This is a genomic window from Paraconexibacter sp. (genome assembly GCF_041602235.1).
Lineage (GTDB): Bacteria > Actinomycetota > Thermoleophilia > Solirubrobacterales > Solirubrobacteraceae > Paraconexibacter.
In genome coordinates this window covers 1-20,944 of the sequence record NZ_JBFIGP010000039.1, presented here as the reverse complement: position 1 = coordinate 20,944, position 20,944 = coordinate 1, and the positions used below count along the sequence as shown (strand labels likewise).

Annotated in this window: 16 protein-coding genes and 1 riboswitch; of the genes, 13 read left to right on the top strand and 3 right to left on the bottom strand. The window is 75.8% G+C overall.

Features of this window, described 5'->3' with window-relative positions:
* The 12 genes from ABYE80_RS05405 to ABYE80_RS05350 all read left to right on the top strand — a co-directional run.
* Positions 1-723 (top strand): CobD/CbiB family cobalamin biosynthesis protein (locus tag ABYE80_RS05405; RefSeq protein ID WP_372789238.1); only part of this gene is annotated, 723 nt, incomplete at its 5' end.
* Positions 720-2,264, top strand: a complete 1,545-nt coding sequence (locus tag ABYE80_RS05400) for a cobyric acid synthase (RefSeq protein WP_372789237.1) — start codon at positions 720-722, stop codon at positions 2,262-2,264. The genes ABYE80_RS05405 and ABYE80_RS05400, both read left to right, overlap by 4 nt.
* Positions 2,249-6,022 carry a cobaltochelatase subunit CobN gene (cobN, locus tag ABYE80_RS05395; protein WP_372789236.1) on the top strand — a complete coding sequence of 1,258 codons (3,774 nt, stop codon included), beginning with the start codon at positions 2,249-2,251 and terminating at the stop codon, positions 6,020-6,022. Before ABYE80_RS05400 ends, cobN begins: the two co-directional genes overlap by 16 nt.
* Complete coding sequence (locus ABYE80_RS05390) at positions 6,019-7,875, top strand: VWA domain-containing protein (protein ID WP_372789235.1); 1,857 nt, start codon at positions 6,019-6,021, stop codon at positions 7,873-7,875. Before cobN ends, ABYE80_RS05390 begins: the two co-directional genes overlap by 4 nt.
* On the top strand, positions 7,872-8,498 hold the full coding sequence (gene cobO / locus ABYE80_RS05385) for a cob(I)yrinic acid a,c-diamide adenosyltransferase (RefSeq protein WP_372789234.1): 627 nt from the start codon (positions 7,872-7,874) through the stop codon (positions 8,496-8,498). The genes ABYE80_RS05390 and cobO overlap by 4 nt, the downstream gene beginning before the upstream one ends.
* On the top strand, positions 8,495-9,331 hold the full coding sequence (locus ABYE80_RS05380) for a hypothetical protein (protein WP_372789233.1): 837 nt from the start codon (positions 8,495-8,497) through the stop codon (positions 9,329-9,331). Before cobO ends, ABYE80_RS05380 begins: the two co-directional genes overlap by 4 nt.
* Positions 9,310-10,683, top strand: a complete 1,374-nt coding sequence (locus tag ABYE80_RS05375; protein ID WP_372789232.1) for a cobyrinate a,c-diamide synthase — start codon at positions 9,310-9,312, stop codon at positions 10,681-10,683. The genes ABYE80_RS05380 and ABYE80_RS05375 overlap by 22 nt, the downstream gene beginning before the upstream one ends.
* Positions 10,680-12,275, top strand: coding sequence for a bifunctional adenosylcobinamide kinase/adenosylcobinamide-phosphate guanylyltransferase (locus tag ABYE80_RS05370; protein ID WP_372789231.1), 1,596 nt, complete (start codon positions 10,680-10,682; stop codon positions 12,273-12,275). Before ABYE80_RS05375 ends, ABYE80_RS05370 begins: the two co-directional genes overlap by 4 nt.
* Positions 12,272-13,513: a precorrin-6y C5,15-methyltransferase (decarboxylating) subunit CbiE gene (gene cbiE, locus ABYE80_RS05365; RefSeq protein ID WP_372789230.1), complete on the top strand. Its 1,242-nt coding sequence runs from the start codon at positions 12,272-12,274 to the stop codon at positions 13,511-13,513. Before ABYE80_RS05370 ends, cbiE begins: the two co-directional genes overlap by 4 nt.
* Complete coding sequence (gene cobM, locus ABYE80_RS05360; RefSeq protein ID WP_372789229.1) at positions 13,510-14,265, top strand: precorrin-4 C(11)-methyltransferase; 756 nt, start codon at positions 13,510-13,512, stop codon at positions 14,263-14,265. The genes cbiE and cobM overlap by 4 nt, the downstream gene beginning before the upstream one ends.
* Positions 14,262-15,035: a precorrin-6A synthase (deacetylating) gene (gene cobF / locus ABYE80_RS05355; protein WP_372789228.1), complete on the top strand. Its 774-nt coding sequence runs from the start codon at positions 14,262-14,264 to the stop codon at positions 15,033-15,035. Before cobM ends, cobF begins: the two co-directional genes overlap by 4 nt.
* On the top strand, positions 15,032-15,805 hold the full coding sequence (locus tag ABYE80_RS05350) for a cobalt-precorrin-6A reductase (protein WP_372789227.1): 774 nt from the start codon (positions 15,032-15,034) through the stop codon (positions 15,803-15,805). The genes cobF and ABYE80_RS05350 overlap by 4 nt, the downstream gene beginning before the upstream one ends.
* On the opposite strand, the gene ABYE80_RS05345 is transcribed toward ABYE80_RS05350, so the two are convergent.
* Genes ABYE80_RS05345 through ABYE80_RS05335 form a run of 3 tightly spaced genes read right to left on the bottom strand, consistent with a single transcriptional unit; the run spans position 15,769 to position 19,141 of the window.
* A complete protein-coding gene (locus ABYE80_RS05345) occupies positions 15,769-17,322 on the bottom strand; it encodes a precorrin-2 C(20)-methyltransferase (protein ID WP_372789226.1) in 1,554 nt (517 codons plus the stop codon). The genes ABYE80_RS05350 and ABYE80_RS05345 overlap by 37 nt on opposite strands.
* A gap of 5 nt (positions 17,323-17,327) precedes the next feature.
* On the bottom strand, positions 17,328-17,966 hold the full coding sequence (locus tag ABYE80_RS05340; RefSeq protein WP_372789225.1) for a precorrin-8X methylmutase: 639 nt from the start codon (positions 17,964-17,966) through the stop codon (positions 17,328-17,330).
* On the bottom strand, positions 17,963-19,141 hold the full coding sequence (locus tag ABYE80_RS05335; protein WP_372789224.1) for a precorrin-3B synthase: 1,179 nt from the start codon (positions 19,139-19,141) through the stop codon (positions 17,963-17,965). Before ABYE80_RS05335 ends, ABYE80_RS05340 begins: the two co-directional genes overlap by 4 nt.
* Positions 19,142-19,193: 52 nt before the next feature.
* A riboswitch (cobalamin riboswitch) is annotated at positions 19,194-19,376 on the bottom strand.
* 16 nt (positions 19,377-19,392) lie between these two features.
* On the opposite strand from ABYE80_RS05335, the gene cobS reads away from it, so the two are divergent.
* The gene (cobS, locus tag ABYE80_RS05330; RefSeq protein WP_372789223.1) at positions 19,393-20,151 is read left to right on the top strand and encodes an adenosylcobinamide-GDP ribazoletransferase; all 759 of its coding nucleotides are present in this window, start codon (positions 19,393-19,395) and stop codon (positions 20,149-20,151) included.
* Positions 20,152-20,944 lie beyond the last annotated feature (793 nt).

Sequence of the window (20,944 nt, the reverse complement as noted above, 5' to 3'; positions counted from 1 at the left end):
GGCGCGGTCGCCGCGCGCATCGCCGCTCACCTCGACGCCGGCGACCTCGACGGCGCCCGCGCCGCGCTTCCGGCGCTCGTGGGCCGCGATCCTGCCGAGCTCGACGCCGAGGGCGTCGCCCGCGCGGTCGTGGAGTCGGTCGCCGAGAACACGTCCGACGCCGTGGTCGGCGCGCTGTTCTGGGGCGCCGTCGCCGGTCCCGCCGGCGTCGCGGGGTTCCGCGCCGCGAACACACTCGACGCGATGTGGGGCCACCGCTCGCCGCGGTACGCGCGGTACGGCTGGGCCGCCGCGCGCCTGGACGATGTCCTGGTCTGGCTGCCCGCCCGTCTGACGGTGGCGCTCACCGCCGCCTGCGCGCCGGTCGTCGGCGGGTCACCGGTCGCCGCGCTGCGGGTGGCCGGCGCCGACGGCGGCGCGCACCCGTCGCCGAACGCCGGCCCGGTCGAGTCGGCGTTCGCCGGGGCGCTGGGGGTCGTGCTCGGCGGGTCGCTCTCGTACGGCGGTCGTCAGGAGGACCGGCCCGTCCTCGGCGCGCGCGAGCCTGGTGCGCGCCCGGTCGTCCTCGCCGACGTCGACCGGGTGGTCCGGCTGTCCCGGGCGGTTGGGGTCGTGGCCGCCGTGGCATCCGCGCTGGGTCGGGTGGCTGTCCGTCGGCGCCGCTCTGCCCGTTCTCACTCGTCAACCGGTGGCGGCGCGCAGCCGGAGAGGCCCGCGCGATGAACGGCGCCCTCCTCGTCTGCGGCACCCACTCCGATGCGGGCAAGTCCCTCGTCACCGCCGGGATCTGCCGCTGGCTTCACCGGCAGGGCGTGAGCGTCGCGCCGTTCAAGGCGCAGAACATGGCGCTCAACAGCGTCGTCACCCGCGACGGCGCGGAGATCGGGCGGGCGCAGGCGGTGCAAGCCGCGGCCGCCGGGATCGAGCCCGAGGCGGCGATGAACCCGATCCTCATCAAGCCGTCGGGCGAGCGCCACAGTCAGGTGATCGTGAACGGCCGGCCGTTCATGGACACCGACGCCCGCAGCTACCAGGCCCGTAAGGACGAGCTGCGGCCGATCGTCGCTGCGGCGCTCGCCGACCTGCGGGCGCGGTACGACGTCGTGATCTGCGAGGGCGCCGGCTCGCCGGCCGAGATCAACCTCCGCCATGCCGACCTCACCAACCTGGGTCTCGCGCGCGCGGCCGGGCTCCCGGTCCTGCTCGTCGGGGACATCGACCGCGGCGGCGTGTTCGCGTCGCTCATCGGGACGCTCGCGTCGCTCGACGCCGAGGACCAGGCGCACGTCGGCGGCTTCCTGATCAACAAGTTCCGCGGGGACCTGGGGATCCTCGCCCCCGGGCTCGACGACCTGCGCGGTCGGACCGGCCGCCCGACGCTCGGGGTGCTGCCGTACGCCGAGGACCTGTGGCTCGACGCGGAGGACTCGCTCGCGCTCGAGGTCTCACGGCCCACCGGCGGCGTCGCCTCCCGCGACGTGCTGGAGGTCGCCGTGCTGCGCCTGCGGTGGATGAGCAACTTCACCGACGTCGACGCGCTCGCCTCAGAGCCCGGCGTACGCGTGCGGTTCACCCGCAGCCCGGCCGACATCGCGCGGGCCGATCTCGTCGTGCTCCCCGGGACGAAGGCAACCGTGGAGGACCTCGCCCGGCTGCGCGCGGACGGCCTGGACCGGGCGCTCGTCGAGCGGGCCGCGGCGGGTGGGACGATCCTCGGGATCTGCGGCGGCTACCAGGTGCTCGGGACGAGGATCGAGGACGCGGTCGAGTCGCGGGCGGGCGTTGTCGACGGGCTCGGGCTGCTGCCGGTGACGACGACGTTCGCCGCCGGCAAGGTGCTGCGGCTGCGCGACGGAGCGTCGCCGCGGTTCGGCACGACCGCGGGCGGCTACGAGATCCGCCACGGGCGTATCGCGACCGACGACGACGGCGAGCCGTGGCTGCTCGGCGACGACGGCGAGCCGGAGGGCTGCGCCCGCGGTTGCGTCCTCGGCACCTCCTGGCACGGCGTCCTGGAGCACGACGACCTGCGCCGCGCGCTGCTGCGCGAGGTGGCGGCGCGGACGGGCCGCTCCTTCACCTCCGGCGGCGAGCCGTTCGCCGCGGTCCGCGAACGCCACCTCGACCGCCTCGGTGACCTCGTCGAGGAGCACGCCGACACCGCGGCCCTCACCAACCTGATCACCGGCGGCGTTCCCGCCGGCCTGCCCACGCTGACGTTGAGCCTCACTGCCAAGGAGGAGCCCGCGTGCTCCGCTTCGTGACGACCGCCGACACCGAGATCCTCGCCACCGCGGCCGCCGTGCGTGCGCTGCCGGACGACTTCCCCGAGGTGCGCTGCGCGAACCCGCGCGGCACACGCGATATCGAGCCGTTCTGCGACCACGTGCTCGACGGCGCGCGTGTGGTCGTGCTTCGCGTCCTCGGCGGCCGTCGCGGCTGGGACGGCGGCGTCGACCGCCTCGCCGCACGCTGCCGCGAGCAGGGCGTCGCGCTGATCGCGCTCGGCGGCGAGGCCGCCCCCGACGCGGAGATGACCGCGCTCTCGACCGCGCCCTCGGGGGCCGTCGCGCAGGCCGGCGAGTACCTCGCCTCCGGCGACGTCGCGAACGTCGAGCAGCTCCTGCGGTTCCTCGCCGACACGTTCCTGCTCGAGGGCCACGGCTTCGAACCGCCCGCACCGGTGCCGGACCTCGGCGTCTACCTGCCCGGCCGCGGCGACGTGACGGTCGAGGAGGCGCTCGCCGGACGCGACCCCGTGAAGCCCGTCATCGGGATCACGTTCTACCGCTCGCACCGGCTCACCGGGAACACCGACTTCGTCGACGGTCTCTGCGCGGCGATCGAGCGGGCGGACGGCGTTCCGCTGCCGGTGTGGTCCTACTCGCTGCGGCGCTCCCCGGGGGACGGCCGGGTCGCCGCCCTCGACCTGCTGGCCGGCCACGTCGACGCGCTCGTCACGACCATGCTCGCGACCGGCGGCTCGCACGCCGGCGACGCGGGCAGCACCGAGGGCGAGGACCGCATGTCGTGGGACGCGAGCGCGATCGAGGCGCTCGACGTGCCCGTCGTCCAGGCGCTGTGCGTGACCATGAGCCGGGAGCGCTGGGCGACCGGGGACGAGGGCCTCCTGCCGATCGACGCGGCGACCCAGGTCGCGATCCCCGAGTTCGACGGCCGCATCATCGGCGGGCCGATCTGCTTCAAGGAGGCGGTGCCCGACGACGACGCAGCACGCGCGGTCGGCTGCGCCGTCCCCCGGTACGTGCCCGACGCCGAGCGCTGCGACCGGCTCGCCGGTCTCGTCGTGCGGCACGCCCGGCTGCGTGACGCGAGCGCGCGCCGGCGCGTCGCGATCGTCCTCACCGCCTTCCCGACCAAGCACGCGCGGATCGGCATGGCGGTCGGCCTCGACACGCCGGCGAGCGCCATCCGCCTGCTCCACGCGCTGCGCGACGACGGCGTGGACGTCAGCGACATCCCGGCCGACGGCGACGCTCTCATGCACGAGCTGATCGCGGCGGGCGGGCACGACCCGGAGTTCCTCACCGACGCCCAGCTCGCCGAGGCCCGCCTCCGGCTTCCCGTCCGCGATTACCTCGACTGGTACGCGACGCTCCCGGCCGCGCTGCGGGCCGACATGGAGGACAAGTGGGGCCCGGCGCCCGGCGACCGCTACCTCGACGGCTCCGATTTCGTCGTCGCAGGCGTCGAGTACGGCGACGTCGTCGTCCTCATCCAGCCGCCGCGCGGCTACGGCGACGACCAGGTCGGGATCTACCACGACCCCGAGCTCGCCCCCGCGCACCACTACCTCGCGGCCTACCGCTGGCTGCGCGAGGCGTGGGGCGCCGACGCGATCGTCCACCTCGGCAAGCACGGCACGCTCGAGTGGCTCCCCGGCAAGATGCTCGCCCTGTCGCAGGAGTGCGCGCCCGACGCGGCGCTCGGCGACACGCCGCTCGTCTACCCGTTCGTCGTCAACGACCCCGGTGAGGGCGCGCAGGCCAAGCGCCGCGCCCACGCCGTCGTCGTCGACCACCTCGTCCCCCCGATGATGCGCGCGGAGAGCTACGACGAGCTCGCCGACCTCGAGGCGCTGATGGATGAGTACGCGCGACTCGAGGTCCTCGACCCGTCCAAGCTGCCTGGGCTCGGCGCCCAGATCTGGCAGGCGATCCAGGCCGCGAACCTGCACGAGGACCTCGGGCTCTCCTGCGACGCGGACGCCCCGGAGGACGCGGGCACGCTCGTCGAGCATCTCGACGGCTACCTCTGCGAGGTGAAGGACGTCCAGATCAAGGACGGGCTGCACGTGCTGGGCGCCGTGCCCGAGGGGCCGCAGCTGCGCGGGCTCGTCGCGGCGATCGCCCGGCACGGGCACGGCGGGGTCCCCGGGTTGCGCCGCGCGCTCGCTGCCGCGTTCGGGCTCGACGAGCCGGCGCTCGTGGAGGCACCAGGGGCGCGCGTGCCCGCCGACAGCGCCGCAGCGCTCGTCACCCGCTTCCCCGGCACATCGCACCGCGGCAGCGACGTGCTCGACCGCCTGGAGGAGGCCCAGCAGGCGCTGCTCGTCGGGCTGGCGGAGCACGACTGGGACGTCGCCCGGGTCCCGGAGGTCGCGCGATCCGTGGTCGGTCACGACGACGCCGATCTCGTCGCCGCACTGGACTTCGCTGCAGGCCAGGTGGTCCCCGCGCTGCGTCGCACGACGGACGAGATGACGAACGTGCTGCGCGCCCTGCGCGGCCGCCACGTCCCCTCGGGCCCCTCGGGCGCCCCGACGCGCGGACGCTTCGACGTGCTGCCGACCGGCCGCAACTTCTACTCGGTCGACCCGCGCGCGCTGCCGTCGCAGCTCTCCCACCAGACGGGCGTGCGGCTGGCCGACGCGGTCATCGAGCGGCACGTCACCGACGCCGGTGAGCTGCCGCGCATGGTCGGCCTCGTCGCCTGGGGGACGGCGGCGATGCGCACGCAGGGCGACGACGCGGCGCAGGTCCTCGCGCTGCTCGGCGTGCGCCCGACGTGGCATGCGTCCTCCCGCCGCGTGACCGGACTGGAGGTCGTCCCGCTGGAGGAACTCGGGCGCCCGCGGATCGACGTGACGCTGCGGATCAGCGGCTTCTTCCGGGACGCGTTCCCGCACCTGCTCACGCTGCTCGACGACGCGGTCGCCCTCGTTGCCGCGCTCGACGAGCCGGACGAGATGAACTTCGTCCGCGCGCACGCACGGGCCGAGGCCCAGGCGCTGGCGTCGTCCCTCGACGAGGCCGCCGCCTGGCGGCGCGCCACCACGCGGGTCTTCGGGTCGAAGCCGGGGACGTACGGCGCCGGTCTCATCCAGTTGCTGGAGACGCGGGACTGGCGGGACGATCGCGACCTCGCCGCGGTGTACGAGGCGTGGGGCGGGTTCGCGTACGGCCGCGGCCTCGACGGCGCGCCGGCGGGGGAGGCGATGCGCGCGTGCTTCGGCCGGATCGACGTGGCGGTGAAGAACGTCGACTCGCGCGAGCACGACCACCTCGACTCCGACGACTACTACCAGTACCACGGCGGCATGGTGGCGACCGTCCGCGCGCTGTCGGGACGCGAGCCGGCGGCGTACCTGGGCGACTCGTCGGACCCGGCCAAGGTGCGGATGCGCACCGTCGCCGAGGAGACTCGCCGGGTGTTCCGCGCCCGCGTCGCGAACCCGCGCTGGATCGGGTCGATGAGCCGCCACGGGTTCAAGGGCGCGGCTGAGCTCGCCGCCACCGTCGACTACCTGTTCGGGTACGACGCGACGACCGGCGTGGCGTCGGACTGGATGTACGACGCAGTCGCCGAGAAGTACCTGCTCGATCCGGACGTCGCCGGGTTCACGGACGCGGCGAACCCGTGGGCCGCCCGGTCGATCGCCGAGCGCCTGCTCGAGGCGGCGGACCGCGGCATGTGGGCCTCGCCGGCCGAGGGCACGCTCGACGCGGTGCGCGAGCGCTACCTCGCGCTCGAGGGCGACCTGGAGGATGCGTCGGCGTGAGCGCCCCCGTCTTCCCGCTGTCGGCGATCGTCGGCCAGGAGGCCCTCGTCGAGGCGCTGCTCGTGTGCGCGGTCGATCCCGGTGTCGGCGGCGTGCTCGTCCGAGGCGAGCGCGGGACGGCGAAGTCGACGGCGGTCCGGGCCCTCGCCGACCTGCTGCCCGACGAGGGCCGGCTCGTCGAGGTCCCGCTCGGCACGACGCTCGACCGGTTGGTGGGCGCGCTCGACCTCGGCCGGGCCCTCGCGGGGGAGGCAGCGTACGAGGCCGGCCTGCTCGTCCGCGCGGACCGCGGGCTGCTCTACGTCGATGAGGTCAACCTGCTCGCCGACCACCTCGTCGACGCGCTGCTCGACGCTGCGGCGACCGGCGTCTGCCGTGTCGAGCGCGAGGCGGTGTCGGTCGTGCACGACGCGCGCTTCCTGCTCGTCGGGACGATGAACGCCGAGGAGGGCGAGCTTCGCCCACAGTTGCTCGACCGGTTCGGGCTCGGCGTGGACGTCGTCACCCCGACGGACCCGGCGCAGCGCGCCGAGGTCGTTCGGCGGCGGCTGGCCTACGAGGCCGACCGCGCAGGCTTCGTGGCGCGCTGGGCGGGCGATGAGGACGCGCTCCGCGCGCAGATCGCCGGCGCGCGGGAGCTGATTGGCGACGTGCGCCTGCCGGAGCGGGAGCTGCTGCGGATCACCGGCGCGTGCGCGGCCCTCGGCCTCGACGGCGTGCGTGGCGACGTCACCTGCGCGCGGGCCGCGCGGGTGCTGGCGGCGCTCGACGGGGCCGTGGAGGTCGACGAGTCGCACGTCCGCCGCGCCGCGGTGCTCGCCCTCGCGCACCGGCGCCGGCGCGATCCGCTCGAGGAGGCGCACGCCGGGACGAACGAGATCGAGGAGGCGGTGTCGGGGGCGACGCCGCCGGAGCGGGACCCGGAGGGCCCCGACGACGACGGCCCCGCCGGTGGTGCGGCATCGCCGCCCCGCGGAACGGAGTCGGTGGAGCCCGCCGGCGGCGGCACCACCGGCAGCGTCGGCATCACCGGCAGCGTCGGCGCGACGGGCGGCGTCAGCCCTACGGGCGGCGTGGGCGCCACTGGCGGCGTGGGCGCGACGGACAGCGCAGGCGCCCCCGGCAGCGTCCCCGACCCCCAGCGCGCCGCACTGCGCGCGCGCCTCGCGCTCCCCGGACGCGGCGTGGGGCCGGCCGGGCGGCGCGGCCGCACCACGGGCCCCGACGCCCCCGCGATCGGCACCCGTGCGCACCAGGCCGATGACCCGATCGCGCTGGCCGCCACCCTCACGTCGCCGGGTCGGGACCTGCGGGGGGTGGTGCGGGCCGGGCGCGAGGGGGCACTCCTGGTCCTCGTCGTCGACACGAGCGGGTCGATGGCCGCTCGCTCACGCCTCGCCCGCGTCAAGGGTGCGCTACTCGAGGTGCTGCGCGACGCCTACGCCCGCCGCGACCGCGTCGCCGTCATCGCCTTCCACGACGACCGCGCCACCGTCCTCGCCGCGCCCGGCACCCCGCTGGAGCGGGCGGCCGCCGCCGTCCGCGCGCTGCCCGCCGGCGGCCGCACCCCGCTCGCCGCGGGACTCGACGCCGCCGCCGACGAGATCCACCGCGAGCGCACCCGCGACCCGGACCGTCGCGCGCTCTGCGTCGTCCTCACCGACGGCCGCGTCGTCGCGCACGACACCACGGCGGTCAACGCGGCCGCCGCACGCCTGTCTCGCATCGCCGAAGTGCACCTCGTCGACACCGAGGACGGTCCCGTCCGCCTCGGCCTCGTCGCGCCCATCGCCACCGCGGCCGGCGCGACCGTCACCACCCTCAGCACCACCGCCCCCCGGAGGGCCCCATGAGCACGACCGACACCGACACCCCGCTCGCCCGTCACACCGACGTCGACGTCCCTCACACCCCCGACGACCAGGGCTCGGCCGAGCCCAAGCGTCGCAAGCCGCGCGACAAGCCGCTCGTCATGGTCATCACCGGCCACGGCAAGGGCAAGAGCACCAGCGCGTTCGGGATGCTCCTGCGCGCCTGGGCGCGCGGCTACCGCTGCGGCGTCTTCCAGCTCGTGAAGTCCGGCAAGTGGAAGGTCGGCGAGGCGAAGGCCGCCGAGGCGCTCGGCGGGATCGACTGGGAGAAGATGGGCGACGGCTGGTCCTGGCTCTCGAAGGATCTCGACGAGTCCGCCGACATGGCCCGTGCCGGATGGGAGGAGGTCAAGAGCCGCATCGCGGAGGAGCGCTACGAGTTCCTCGTCCTCGACGAGCTGACCTACCCGGTGAAGTGGGGTTGGATCGACGTGCAGGACGTCGTCGACACGATCAGGAACCGTCCGGGCTTCCAGCACGTCGTGATCACCGGCCGCGACGCGGCCCCCGAGCTGCTCGAGCTTGCCGACCTCGTCAGCGAGATCGGCAAGGTCAAGCACCCGATGGACCAGGGGATCCGCGCCCAGCAGGGGATCGAGTGGTGAGCGCGCTGGAGGTCGTCCTCGACGGCGCGACCGAACCGCCCGCCGCGGACGGAAGCACGTCGCTGCGCCGCGCGCACACGCCCGAGCTCGACGCGCTGGCCACCTCCGGGAGGATCACGCTGCGCCGCACGACCCCCGACGGGCTCCCCGTGGGGACCGAGACGGCGCTGCCGGTCCTGCTCGGCTGGACACCGCCCGCGCCGGTGGACCGGGCCGCCCTTGAGGCCGCTGCACACGGCATCGACGTGCCGGTCGGGACGCGCGCGGTGCGGATCGACGGCGCAACTGGCGAGGACCTCGCGGCCCTGGCGGCGACGGGATTCGCGGTCCACGCGCTCGACGCGGCGCGCGGGCATCTCGCCATCGGTCCCGGGCGCCTTCCGGCCCTCTCGACGTCCGCCCGCGTCTGGTCGGCGGGCCTCGTCCCGCCCACCGGTGTCCTGGACGCCACGACGGTCGTGATCGCCGCCCGCGGGGCCGCCTCCGGGGCCGCCACGCTCCTGGGCGCGCGCGTCGTCGTCCCGGACGGCGCGACCGGCGACACCGACACCGACCTGCGTGCGAAGACCGCCGCCGCGCTCGCCGCCCTGGAGGACGGTGCCACCCGGATCGTTGTCCACGTCGGCGCCCCCGACGCCGCCGCCCACCGCGGGGACGAGGAGGCCAAGGTCTGCGCGATCGAGGCGGCGGACCGCTACGTGATCGGCCCGCTGCGCGCCGCGGTTGCAGGCCGGACCGACACCAGCCTGGCGGTCGGGGCCGACCACGGCTGCGATCCGGCCACCGGCCGGCACGACGGCGACCCGGTCCCATGGGTCCTGTGGTCGCCGTGATCCCGCGGATCGTCATCGCCGGGACCTCCTCGGGCGCGGGCAAGACCTCGGTCGCCTGCGGGATCATCGGCGCGCTGCGCGCCCGCGGCCACGTGGTCCAGGGCTTCAAGGTCGGGCCCGACTACATCGACCCGACCTACCACGCGTTGGCCTCCGGGCGCCCGGGCCGCAACCTCGACGCGTTCCTCTCGGGCCCGGAGCTCATCGGGCCGCTGGTGGAGCACGGGTCCAATGGCGCGGACATCGCGGTGGTCGAAGGCGTCATGGGCCTGTTCGACGGCGCCTCGGGCCGCGGCGAGCTCGCCTCGACCGCTCACGTCGCGAAGCTCCTCGACGCGCCCGTCCTGCTGGTCGTCGACGCCGCCGCGATGGCGCGGTCTGCCGCCGCCATCGTCCACGGATACCGCACGTTCGACCCGGACGTCGCGATCGCCGGCGTCATCCTGAACCGCGTCGGCTCCGACCACCACGAGGACCTGCTGCGCGAGGCGATCGAGCCCCTCGGCGTGCCGGTCGTCGGCGCCCTGCGCCGGGACGAGCGCGTCGCGGCGCCCGAGCGGCACCTCGGGCTCGTGCCCGTCGTGGAGCGCGAGCAGCGCTCGCGGGCCGCGCTCGACGCGCTCGCCGAGTGCGCGGCCCGGTACGTCGACCTCGATGCGGTCGTGCGCCTGGGGCGCGGCGCCGGCGACCACCCCACTGCGACCGCCGAACCCTGGTCCGCGTCCGCCGCCGGTGACGGCACGCCGCGGGCGCGCGTGGCGATCGCCGCGGGTCCCGCGTTCAGCTTCCACTACACCGAGAACCTCGAGCTGCTCACCGCGGCGGGCGCCGAGCTCGCCCCGTTCGACCCGACCGTCGACCCCACACTTCCCGACGGCAGCGACGCGCTGATTCTCGCCGGCGGCTTCCCCGAGGTCCACGGCGAGGCGCTCGCCGCCAACGACGCCATGCGCGCCGACATCGCGCGGTTCGCCGCCTCGGGCGCGCCGGTCATCGCCGAGTGCGGCGGGCTGCTGTACCTCTGCCGCACGCTCGACGAGCTCCCGATGTGCGGCGTGCTCGCTGCTGACGCCAGCATGGCCGGCCGCCTCACGCTCGGCTACCGCGAGGCGACGGCCGAGAGCGATTCCGCCGTCTGGCTCGCCGGCGACCACGTCCGCGGGCACGAGTTCCACTACTCCGCCACCGTTCCCGGCCACGGCGAGCGCGCAGCCTGGACCCTGCGTGCCCGTGGCCGGGAGCGACCCGAGGGCGTCATCGCGGGCGGGGTCCACGCGAGCTACCTGCACACCCACTGGGCCGCGAGCCCGCAGACCGCACGCCGCTTCGTCGACGCGGCGCTCGGCCGATGAGCCTCGCCCTCGTCCTCGGTGGCACGCGGTCGGGCAAGAGCGCCCGCGCGGAGGCGCTCGCGTCCGCCACCGGCCTGCCGGTCACGTACGTCGCGACGGGCGCGGCGATCGACGACGAGATGCGCGCGCGGATCGCCGCGCACCGTGCCGGCCGGCCCGACACCTGGGCCACGGTCGAGCCGCACCCGGGGACCGACCCGCTCGCCACAGCGGCACGGATCGCGCGCCACGGCGGCTGCGCGCTGCTCGACGGGATCGGCGGCTGGATCGCCACCGCCCTGCACGAGGGCGCGGCGGACCCCGACGCGGCGGCGCGGGCCGTCGCCGGCGCCGCGACCCGCCTCGCGCAGAGCGCACCCAGCGCCCCGGGGCACGTGATCGTCGTGGCCGAGCAGGTCGGCGCCGGGGTCACCCCGATGGACGCGCTGTCGCGCACCTGGGTGGATCTCGTCGGCGACGTCAGCCGGACGCTGGCCGTGGCGAGCGCGACCGTCGAGCTCGTCGTCGCCGGGGGTGTCGTCCCCGTCACCACGCCCTCCGCCCCGGCGGCCGTCGACCTCGCCGCCCTGCGCACCCACGGGGACACCGCGGTGCGCCCCGGCGACGCCGACCACGCCGTGAACGTCCTGGCCGACGGGACGCCCGGCTGGCTGCGCGACGTCCTGCGCGACGCCCTGGAGACGACGAGCGGCCGGTATCCCGACGAGCGCGTGGCCGTCGCCGCCCTCGCCGGACTGCACGGACGCGACCCGCGCGAGGTCGTTCCCGCCAACGGCGCCGCGGCGGCCCTGTGGCTCCTGGGCCCAGCGCTGCGCCCGCGCCGCGCCGCGGTCGTCCACCCGGCGTTCACCGAGACCGAAGCCGGGTTGCGCGCCTACGGGATCCCCGTCGTCCGCGTCCTGCGCGACCCCGCGGCGGGATTCGCCCTCGACCCCGACGCCGTTCCGGACGACGCCGACCTCGTCGTCGTCGGGACGCCGGCTTCCCCGTCCGGCACGCTGGACCCGCGCGCCGCGGTCCTGGCGCTGCGCCGCCCAGGCCGGACCGTCGTCGTCGACGAGGCGTTCATGGACCTGGTCCCCGGCGAGCCAGGATCGCTGGCCGCCTGCCCGGACGCCCCGGACGACGTGGTCGTCGTGCGCAGCCTGACGAAGTCCCTCGCGCTGCCAGGCCTGCGCGCCGGCTATGCCCTCGCCGCCGCGCCGGTCGCCGACCGACTGCGTGCCGTCCGCCCACCGTGGTCGGTCAACGCCGTCGCGCTGGCCGCGCTCGCCGCCGTCGCACGACGCCCCGAGGTCCTGGCCGCGGCCGCCGCCCGCGCGCAGGCCGAGCGCGAGGATCTCGTCGCCCGACTGGACGGCCTGCCGCATGCTCGGACCTGGCCGTCGGCGACCAACTTCGTGCTCGTCGAGATCCCCGACGGACCGCGTGTCGTCGCCGCGCTGCGCGACCGCGGGATCGCCGTGCGTCACGCGGCGACGTTCCCGGGGCTCGGGCCCGACCACCTGCGCCTGACCGCCCGCGACGCGACGGCCAACGCGAAGCTCGCCGACGCCCTCGCCGATGTCCTGACACCGGTGCCCCTCGCATGAGCACCACCGCGCCACCGGTTGCGGTGGTCGGGCTCGGCGCCGACGGCTGGGACGGCCTCGCCCCCGCGGCCCGCACCGCGATCGCCGACGCGCGACTGGTGATCGGGGCCCGCCGCCATCTCGACCTCGTGCCAGCCGGCGCGACGCAGGCGCAGCGCCGGCCGTGGCCCTCCCCGATGCGCGACCTCTACGACGCGCTGCCCGACCTCGCCGCGGCGGGCGGGCTCACGATCCTGGCCAGCGGCGACCCGATGCTCCACGGCGTCGGCGTGACGCTCGCACAGCGTCTCGGCGCGACGCGCCTGCGCGTTCACCCGCATGCCTCCGCGTTCCAGCTCGCCTGCGCGCGCCTCGGCTGGCCGGTCGCCGGCACTACGCTCGTCAGCGCGGTCGCTCGCCCGATCGACGTCCTCGCCGGGGTCCTGCAGCCGGGACGCAGGGTCGTCGCGTACGTGACCGGCAGCGACGGCGCGTCCCAGGCCGCCGCGCTGCTGCGCGACCGCGGCCACGGCGCGAGTGCGCTCACGATCGCCGAGGACCTCGGCGGGCCGTCCGAGCGACTGCACCGCACCACCGCCGCCGAGCACGACGGGGCGCCCGCCGCCCCGCTGCATCTCGTGGCCATCGAGGTCCGCCCCGACGCCGGTACGCCGCTCCTGCCGCGCACGCCGGGGCTGCCTGACGAGGCCTACGACCACGACGGTCAGCTCACGAAACGCGAGATCCGCGCGCTGAGCGTCTGCGCGCTGCAGCCCACCCTGGGCGCCGCGCTCTGGGACATCGGCGCCGGCTCGGGGTCGGTCGCGATCGAGTGGTTGCGGGCCGAGCCCGGCGCGACCGCCGTCGCCCTGGACTGGCGCGCCGACCGCCTCGCGCGCGTGATCGAGAACGCCCGGCTCCTCGGCGTCCCCGACCGCCTGGCGACGGTCGCGGGCCGCGCGCCGGATGCCCTCGGCGCGCTCGGCGATCCTCCCGACGCGATCTTCGTCGGCGGTGGGGCCAGCGTCCCCGGCGTGCTCGACACGTGCTGGGCGACGCTGCGGCCCGGCGGGCGCCTGGTCGTCAACGCGGTCACGCTCGAGGCCGAGCAGGCGGTCCTCACCGCGCGCGCCGAGTACGGCGGCCGCCTCGTCCGCATCCAGCTCGCCCACGCCGATCCTGTCGGGCGCTTCACCGCCTTCCGCCCCCAGATGCCCATCACCCAGTGGTCCGCCACCAAGGAGCACCTCGTCCCGTGACCGTCTTCTTCGTCGGCGCCGGCCCCGGCGCGCCGGACCTCCTCACCCTGCGGGCGGTGGACGTGCTGCGCCGCTGCGCCGTCTGCCTCTACGCGGGCGCGCTCGTCCCGCCCGCGGTCCTCGGGCACTGCCCGCCTGACGCCCGCCGCGTCGACAGCCAGCACCTGACGCTCGACGAGATCGAGGCGATCCTCGTCGACGCGCACGCCGCCGGCCACGACCTCGCGCGGCTGCACAGCGGCGACCCGTCGCTCTACAGCGCGATGACCGAGCAGACCGCCAGGCTGCGCGCCCGCGGCATCCCGTTCGAGATCGTGCCCGGGGTCCCGGCGTTCGCCGCCGCAGCCGCGGCTGTCGGACGCGAGCTCACCGTTCCCGCCGTCGCCCAGAGCGTCATCCTCACGCGCCACGCCCGGCGCGCGACCGCGCTCCCGCCCGGCGAGGACCTCGACCGTCTCGCCGCACACGGAACGACGCTCGTCCTGCACCTCGCGGTCCAGGCGATCGACGAGCTCGCGCCGCGGCTCGCCGCCCACTACGGCGAGGACTGCCCGGTCGTCGTGGTCGCCCGCGCGTCGTGGCCGGACGAGCTCGTCCTCGAGGGCACGCTCCGGACGATCGCCGCGCTCGTCGGCGACCACGGCGTGCGGCGCACGGCGACGATCCTCGTCGGCCCGGCGCTGGCGGGCGAGCGCGCCGAGGGTGCGTGCGCCTCCCACCTCTACTCCACCGCGCGCACGAGGACCGGATGAGCCGCCGCCTGCTGCTGGTCGGGATCGGCGTCGGCGACCCGAACCACGTGACGGTCCAGGCCGTGACGGCGCTCAACGCGTTCGACGTCCTGTTCGTCGTCGAGAAGGGCGAGCAGGTCGACGACCTCGTCGCGGCCCGCCGCGAGGTGCTCCGACGGCACCGCACGCCGCAGGCGGGCCCGTACCGGACGGTTGCGCTGCCCGACCCGCCGCGGCCCTGGCGCACCGCGCCGGACTACGCGTCCGCGGTGCGCCGCTGGCGTGCGGAGCGCCGGGAGCTCTGGACCCGCGCGCTGGGCGAGCACCTGGCCGAGGGCGAGACGGGGGCCTTCCTCGTGTGGGGCGACCCGTCGCTCTACGAGAGCACCCTGGCGGTGGTCCAGGAGGTGCTGGCCGACGACGCCCCCGATGTCTCGCTCGACGTCCTGCCGGGGATCAGCAGCGTGCACGCGCTCACCGCCCGGCACCGCATCCCGCTCAACCGCGTCGGCCGCACGGTGCAGGTCACCCCGGCGCGGCAGCTCGCCGAGCACGGCGTCCCTGCCGGTGTCGACGACGTCGTCGTCATGCTCGACGCGCACGCCACGTTCGCGTCGCTGCCCGACCCTGAGGCGTTCGACATCTACTGGGGCGCCTACCTCGGCGCGCCCGACGAGCTGCTCGTCGCCGGCCCGCTCGACGCCGTGGCCGACGAGATCGTGCGCTTGCGCGCGCGGGTTCGCCAGGAGAAGGGCTGGATGTTCGACACCTACCTGCTGCGCCGCCGGTGACGACGGTCCTGGTCCTCGGCGGGACCGGCGAGGCGCGCGCGCTCGCGGCGGCGCTGCACGACGACGCGCCGGAGGTCACGGTGATCACGTCGCTCGCGGGGCGTGTCGCGCGGCCGCGCCTGCCGGTGGGCGAGGTGCGGATCGGCGGCTTCGGCGGCGTCGCAGGACTCGCCGACTGGCTCGCGGCGCACGCCGTCGACGCGGTCGTCGACGCCACGCATCCCTTCGCGCAGCGCATCGGGGTGAACGCCGCAGCCGCCTGCCCGCGCGCCGGGGTCCCCCTCCTGAGGCTCGCCCGGCCGGGCTGGAGCGCGCGAGCGGGCGACCGCTGGCACCGCGTCTCGACCCTCGCCGCAGCAGCCGCGCTCGTCCCGTCGCTCGGGACCCGCGCATTCCTGACCTCGGGCCGCCAGGGCCTCGCCGCCTTCGCGCACGACGACGCGACCTTCTTCCTCGTCCGGACGGTCGACCCGCCGGACCCCGCCGATCTCCCGGCGCACCACGCGCTCCTTCTGGACCGCGGCCCCTACACCCGAGCGGGCGAAGGCGCCCTGATCGACGAGCACGCCATCGACGTCCTCGTGACCAAGGACTCCGGCGGTGCGCTCACCGCCGCGAAGCTCGACGCGGCGCGCGAGCGCGGGTTGCCCGTCGTCGTCGTGGAGCGCCCGTCGCGCCCCGTCGGCGTGCCCGAGGTCGCGGACGTCGGAGCCGCCGCAGCCTGGGTCGCGGCTCAGACGACGCGGGCGGGCTCGGCGAGCACCGGGTAGCTGCGCGGGGTGTGGACGAGCCGTCGCCCGTCCGGCGCCGTCGCGATCCGCGACTGCGAGGACCCGACGATGAGCAGCGTGCGCATGTCGACGATCGTCGTGTCGAGCTGCTCCAGCGCCACTACCGTCACCGACTCCTCCGGCGCGCCGACCGCGCGGGCGACGACCACCGGGGTCGCCGGATCGCGGTGATCACGGATGATTTCGACCGCACGGTCGAGCTGCTGCCGCCGCGTCCGCGAGGCCGGGTTGTAGAGGGCGAGCGCGAGGTCGGCACCGCACACCGCCTCCAGACGCCGCTCCACCACCGCCCACGGCTTGAGCTGGTCGGACAGCGAGATCACCGCGAAGTCGTGGCCCAGTGGAGCGCCGACGCGCGAGGCCGCCGCCTGCATCGCCGACAGGCCCGGCACGACCTCGATCGTCACGGCGCCCAGCGGGCTCCCGTCGGCGACCTCGCGTTCCCACGCCTCGAGCACCGCGGACGCCATCGCGAAGATCCCGGGGTCACCCGAGGACACGACCGCCACGTGGCGCCCGCCCGCGGCGAGCTCCAGCGCGTGACGGGCGCGATCGACCTCGACGCGGTTGTCGGAGGCGAACCGCTCCTGCCCCGCCCGCACCGGCACGCGGCTCACGTAGGTCTCGTACCCGACGATCGCGTCGGCGCGGGCCAGCGCTGCGTCGGCCTGCGGTGTGCGCCACTGCGCGCCGGCGGGCCCGAGCCCGACGACCGTCACGCTGCCGACGCCGGCCGCGACCGCCCCGACGGGTTCGGTCGCATCTGCCCGCAGCCGGTCGTCGGCCTCCGTCGGCACCAGCACGATCGACATGTAGGGCACCGCGTCCGCGTCGACGTCCGCGACCGTGTCCACGCGCTGCTCCGGGTGCGAGGCCCGCTCCACGTAGACCCCGCGCCCGACCGTGCCGCTGTCCTGCAGCGCGTCGCGCACGCCGGCGAACGTGCGCCCGAGCTTCATCACCACGGCCGCGTCCGTCGTCGCCAGTCGCTCCCGCAGCTCCTGCGGGCCCAGCGTGCCCGGGAGCACCGTCAGGACGTCGTCGTGCTTGCACAGCGGCGTCCCGGCCGCGGCGGCCGCGGCGCTGAACGCGGTCACCCCCGGCACGACCTCGGTCGGGTAGCGCGTGGCGAGCCGCTCGTGCAGGTACATGTAGGAGCCGTAGAAGAACGGGTCCCCCTCGCAGAGCACCGCGACGTCGCGGCCCTCGTCGAGGTGCGCCGCGATCAGGTCCGCGCCTTCGTCGTAGTAGGCGCGCAGCGTCCGGTCGTAGGCGCCGGCGTCCGCCGTGCCCTCGGTCGTCGTCGGGTACACGAGCGGGAGCTCGACCTGCTCGGGCCGCAGGTGCGGCGCCGCCGCGCTGCGGGCGACCCCGCGCTTCCCGCGCGCGATCGGGTACGCCACGACGTGTGCCGCCTGCAGCGCGCGCAGCGCCTTGAGCGTCAGGAGCTCGGGATCCCCGGGCCCGACGCCGATGCCGATCAGCCTTCCGGTCATCACGCTCATTCCTCCGCGCTCCCCAGGGCGTTGACGGCGGCGGCGGCCATGGCGCTGCCGCCGCGACGACCGCGCACGACGAGATGCTCGAGCCTGCTGGGATGTGACGCCAGCGCGTCCTTGGACTCGACCGCGCCGATGAACCCGACCGGGATCCCGATGACGGCGGCGGGCCGCGGCGCGCCCTGCTCGATGAGCTCGAGCAGCCGGAACAGGGCGGTCGGCGCGTTGCCGAAGACGCACACCGCGCCGCCGAGGCGCCCCGCGTCGGCCCAGAGGTCGACGGCAGCGGCGGTTCGGGTGCTGCCGATCTGCCGCGCGACCGACGGGACCCGCGGGTCCGTGAGCAGGCAGATGACGTCGTTGTCGGCGGGGAGCCTGCGGCGGGTGATGCCGGAGGCGACCATGTTCGTGTCGCACAGCACGGGAGCGCCGGCCTGCAGCGCGGCCACCCCGGCGGCCGCGAAGCCCGCTGAGGCAACGACATCGCCGGCGAGGTCGACCATGCCGCAGGCGTGGATCATCCGCACGACGACGCGCTCGGTCAGCGGGTCGAACGACGTCAGGTCGGCCTCGGCGCGGATCGTCGCGAACGAGCGGCGGTAGATCTCCGCGCCGTCGCGCAGGTGGTCGAGCGTGTTCACGCCATCACCTCCTCGACGTCCCAGCCGCCGTCCGCGCGCGGGACGACCGCTCGTCGCACGCCGGCCGTCTGCCCGCAGCGCCTGCCGCAGCCCGCCCAGTGCTCCCGCGGCGCCCCCGGCCCGCGCTGCGTGGCCCGCGCCGCCGCAGCAGCCCGCACGTCGGCGAGCGCGCTCGCGCAGGCGCCCGTCCCGGCGCAGGCGGTCAGTCCCGCCCACCCGCTGCCGGGCGTGAGGACCAGCCCGGCGTCGGCCAGCGTGTCCTCGATGGTCGCCACCCGATCGCGCGGGACGTCGAGCACCACCACCGTCCGCTGGGCCGACACGCGGACCGCGTGCGTGCGCGAGACCGTCGCCAGCGCGTCGAGCGCGGGGATCGGCAGACGGCCCAGGGGGGCGAGCGCCGCTACCGCCGATCGGCCGTCCGCCTGCTCGGTCGCACCTACGCTCGGCTCGGGCTCCGCCTGCACGACGCGTTCGACCGGCACGTCGGCACCGATTGCGGCCGCGATGGTCGCCGCCGCGCCCGGCACCTCGGCGATCCGCCAGGCGCCCAGGCCCTCGCGCAGGAACGCGCGGGCGGCGTCGAGCGCGCCCGCCACCGCACGGTCGGCGGGCGCGGCCGCGAGCGCGCGGTCGCCGACGACCACGTGCCAGCCGGCGTCGCGCGTGGCGACGAGTCGCACGTCGGCGCCGGGGACCGCACCCACCGGGTCCCCGTCCTCGACGGCGTAGAGAAAGCGCGCGGGCAGGTCGGCCAGCGCGGGGTCGGCGCAGATCCCGTCGTCCAGCGCATCGATGACCGCCTCGACGGCCACCGATCCGAGGCACGACCCTGGCCGGCGTCCGACGAGCGGCTCGGCGCTGATGTTGCGTGCCCGGTCGTGCGTCCGCGAGCGCAACAGGCCGGACGCCGTGAGCGCGGTGGCCACCTCGGTGAGCACCGGCTCGCTCAGGCCGCGGATCTGCAGGTTGGCGCGGCTCGTTAGCTCGACGATCCCGTTGCCGAGCCGCGCGGCTCGGGCCAGTGCACTGAGCGCATCGGCATCGAGCCGTCCGGCGGCGGGCCGCACGCGTACCAGCAGGCCGTCCGCCGCCGCATGGGGCCGCAGCACGCCGGGGCAGCGGTCCGGGCGATCCCGGGGCGCACCGTCGCCGGTCAATGGTCGCGGTGCCATGGACACCGATGCGTCGCTCACCGTGACGGACACGGAGCACTCCAATCCCTCGTGGACTCTGGAACGCGAGGACGAGTGTCCTGACTCCCGGATCGTCGCTCCCCCCGGCCTTCCCAGGCAGGTGCCCAGTGGCTTGGAGTGGGGGTCGCTCCCCGGTCACAGTGGCGAGGACCGTCCCGGATTCACACCGGGTTCCTCGTACGTCGCAGCCGCGATCCTATTGGGTCCGGGCGTCTGGCATCGTTGCGGCGGTGACTGCCCGTGCCCGCCGGACGCTCGACGACGCACGGACCGCGATCGCCTTCCTCACCCGCCTGCGCGTGGGCGCCTCCGGGCGCCTGGACGCCGCGGCGATGAGCCGCGCCGCGCAGTGGTTCCCGGCGGTCGGGCTGATCGTCGGCGGGGCGCTCGGCGGGACGCGACTGCTCGCCGACCTGGCGCTGGACCCGGTGCCCGCAACCCTCCTGGCCCTGCTCGTCGCGGTGCTCGTCACCGGCGGCTTCCACGAGGACGGCCTCGCCGACATCGCCGACGCCTTCGGCGCGCACGTCTCACGCGAGCGGCGCCTGGAGATCCTCAAGGACCCGCGCGTGGGGACCTATGGCGCCCTGGCGATCGTGTTCGCGATCGTCTTCCCGCTGAGCGTCCTGGCCGGGCTCGACGGCGAGCACGTCCTGCGTGCGGCCCTCGTCGCGCATGTCCTCGGCCGCTGGTCGACGCTCCCGCACTCGGCCTGGTGGCCGCCCGCGCGACCCGACGGGTCCGGAACGCTGGTGCGGGTCCGCCGGCGCGGACTCGTCGTACCGACGGCGTTCAGCGCCGCCGTCGCGCTGACGGTAGCCGGGGTCGGGCCCGGGCTCCTCGCCCTCGGCACGGCGATCCTCTTGACCGCGGGGCTCTCGACGCTTCTGGCCCGCACGTTCGGCGGTGTCACCGGCGACGCGTTCGGTGCGGTCAACAAGCTCGTCGAGCTCGGCACGTATGCCGTCCTGAGCGCGGCCTGGGCCTGATCGGACCGCAGGGGGATCGGATCTGAGGTGAGCGGTCGTCGGCCTCGCGCCCCCTCTCCCATCCGCGGGAGAAGCACTTCCCCCCCCCGCGGCAGGGAGTCGAGCCGTGACCCGGCTCGTAGATTCGGCTGATGCCAGCCCCCGTCTTCGACCAGCGCCACGACCTCGACCCCGCGCGCCCGCACAACCGCGAGGCGCTCGTGTGGGTCATCACCGACGCGGAGCAGCGCCTCGGGCTCGTGGCGTACACGTGGGTCGACGCGCACGGGCTCGCGGGCGCGGCCGGCATCGCGTTCGGCTCGGCCTTCGATGAGCCCGTGTTCCACCGGGTCGACGGCGTGACGGTCGAGGCCTCGCCGGACTTCGGGTCGTGGTCGGCCGGACCCATCGCCGTGCGGCACGAGGGCGACGTGCGCGCCGCGCACATCACCTACGCGAGCGACGACCTGTCGCTGGACTTCGCGTTCGCCCCGATGGGGGAGCCCTACGCCTACACGAGTCACCCGGACCCGTCCCCTCGGTACTTCGCGGACGAGCGCCTCGAGCAGGGGGGCGCGTCCACGGCACCGCGCCGATCGCGGGCGCGAGTTCGCGCTGGACGGCTTTGGTCACCGCGACCACTCCTGGGGCGCGCGGGACTGGGGCAGCACATTGCACTACAAGTGGTTCAACTTCCTGGCCGACGGGATCTCCGTGCACGTCATGGACGTGCAGGGGCTCGGCCGGTCCGACGTGCGCGGCTACGTCTTCAAGGATGGTGTGACGTCGCAGATCGTGCAGACCCGGTTCTCGT

Coding starts and splice junctions, on each gene's coding strand:
- ABYE80_RS05375 (WP_372789232.1), top strand. CDS start 9,310: ATGGGTCCTGTGGTCGCCGTGATCCCGCGGATCGTCATCGCCGGGACC.
- cobF (WP_372789228.1), top strand. CDS start 14,262: ATGAGCCGCCGCCTGCTGCTGGTCGGGATCGGCGTCGGCGACCCGAAC.
- ABYE80_RS05345 (WP_372789226.1), bottom strand. CDS start 17,322: ATGACCGGAAGGCTGATCGGCATCGGCGTCGGGCCCGGGGATCCCGAG.
- cbiE (WP_372789230.1), top strand. CDS start 12,272: ATGAGCACCACCGCGCCACCGGTTGCGGTGGTCGGGCTCGGCGCCGAC.
- ABYE80_RS05370 (WP_372789231.1), top strand. CDS start 10,680: ATGAGCCTCGCCCTCGTCCTCGGTGGCACGCGGTCGGGCAAGAGCGCC.
- cobO (WP_372789234.1), top strand. CDS start 7,872: ATGAGCACGACCGACACCGACACCCCGCTCGCCCGTCACACCGACGTC.
- ABYE80_RS05400 (WP_372789237.1), top strand. CDS start 720: ATGAACGGCGCCCTCCTCGTCTGCGGCACCCACTCCGATGCGGGCAAG.
- ABYE80_RS05335 (WP_372789224.1), bottom strand. CDS start 19,141: ATGGCACCGCGACCATTGACCGGCGACGGTGCGCCCCGGGATCGCCCG.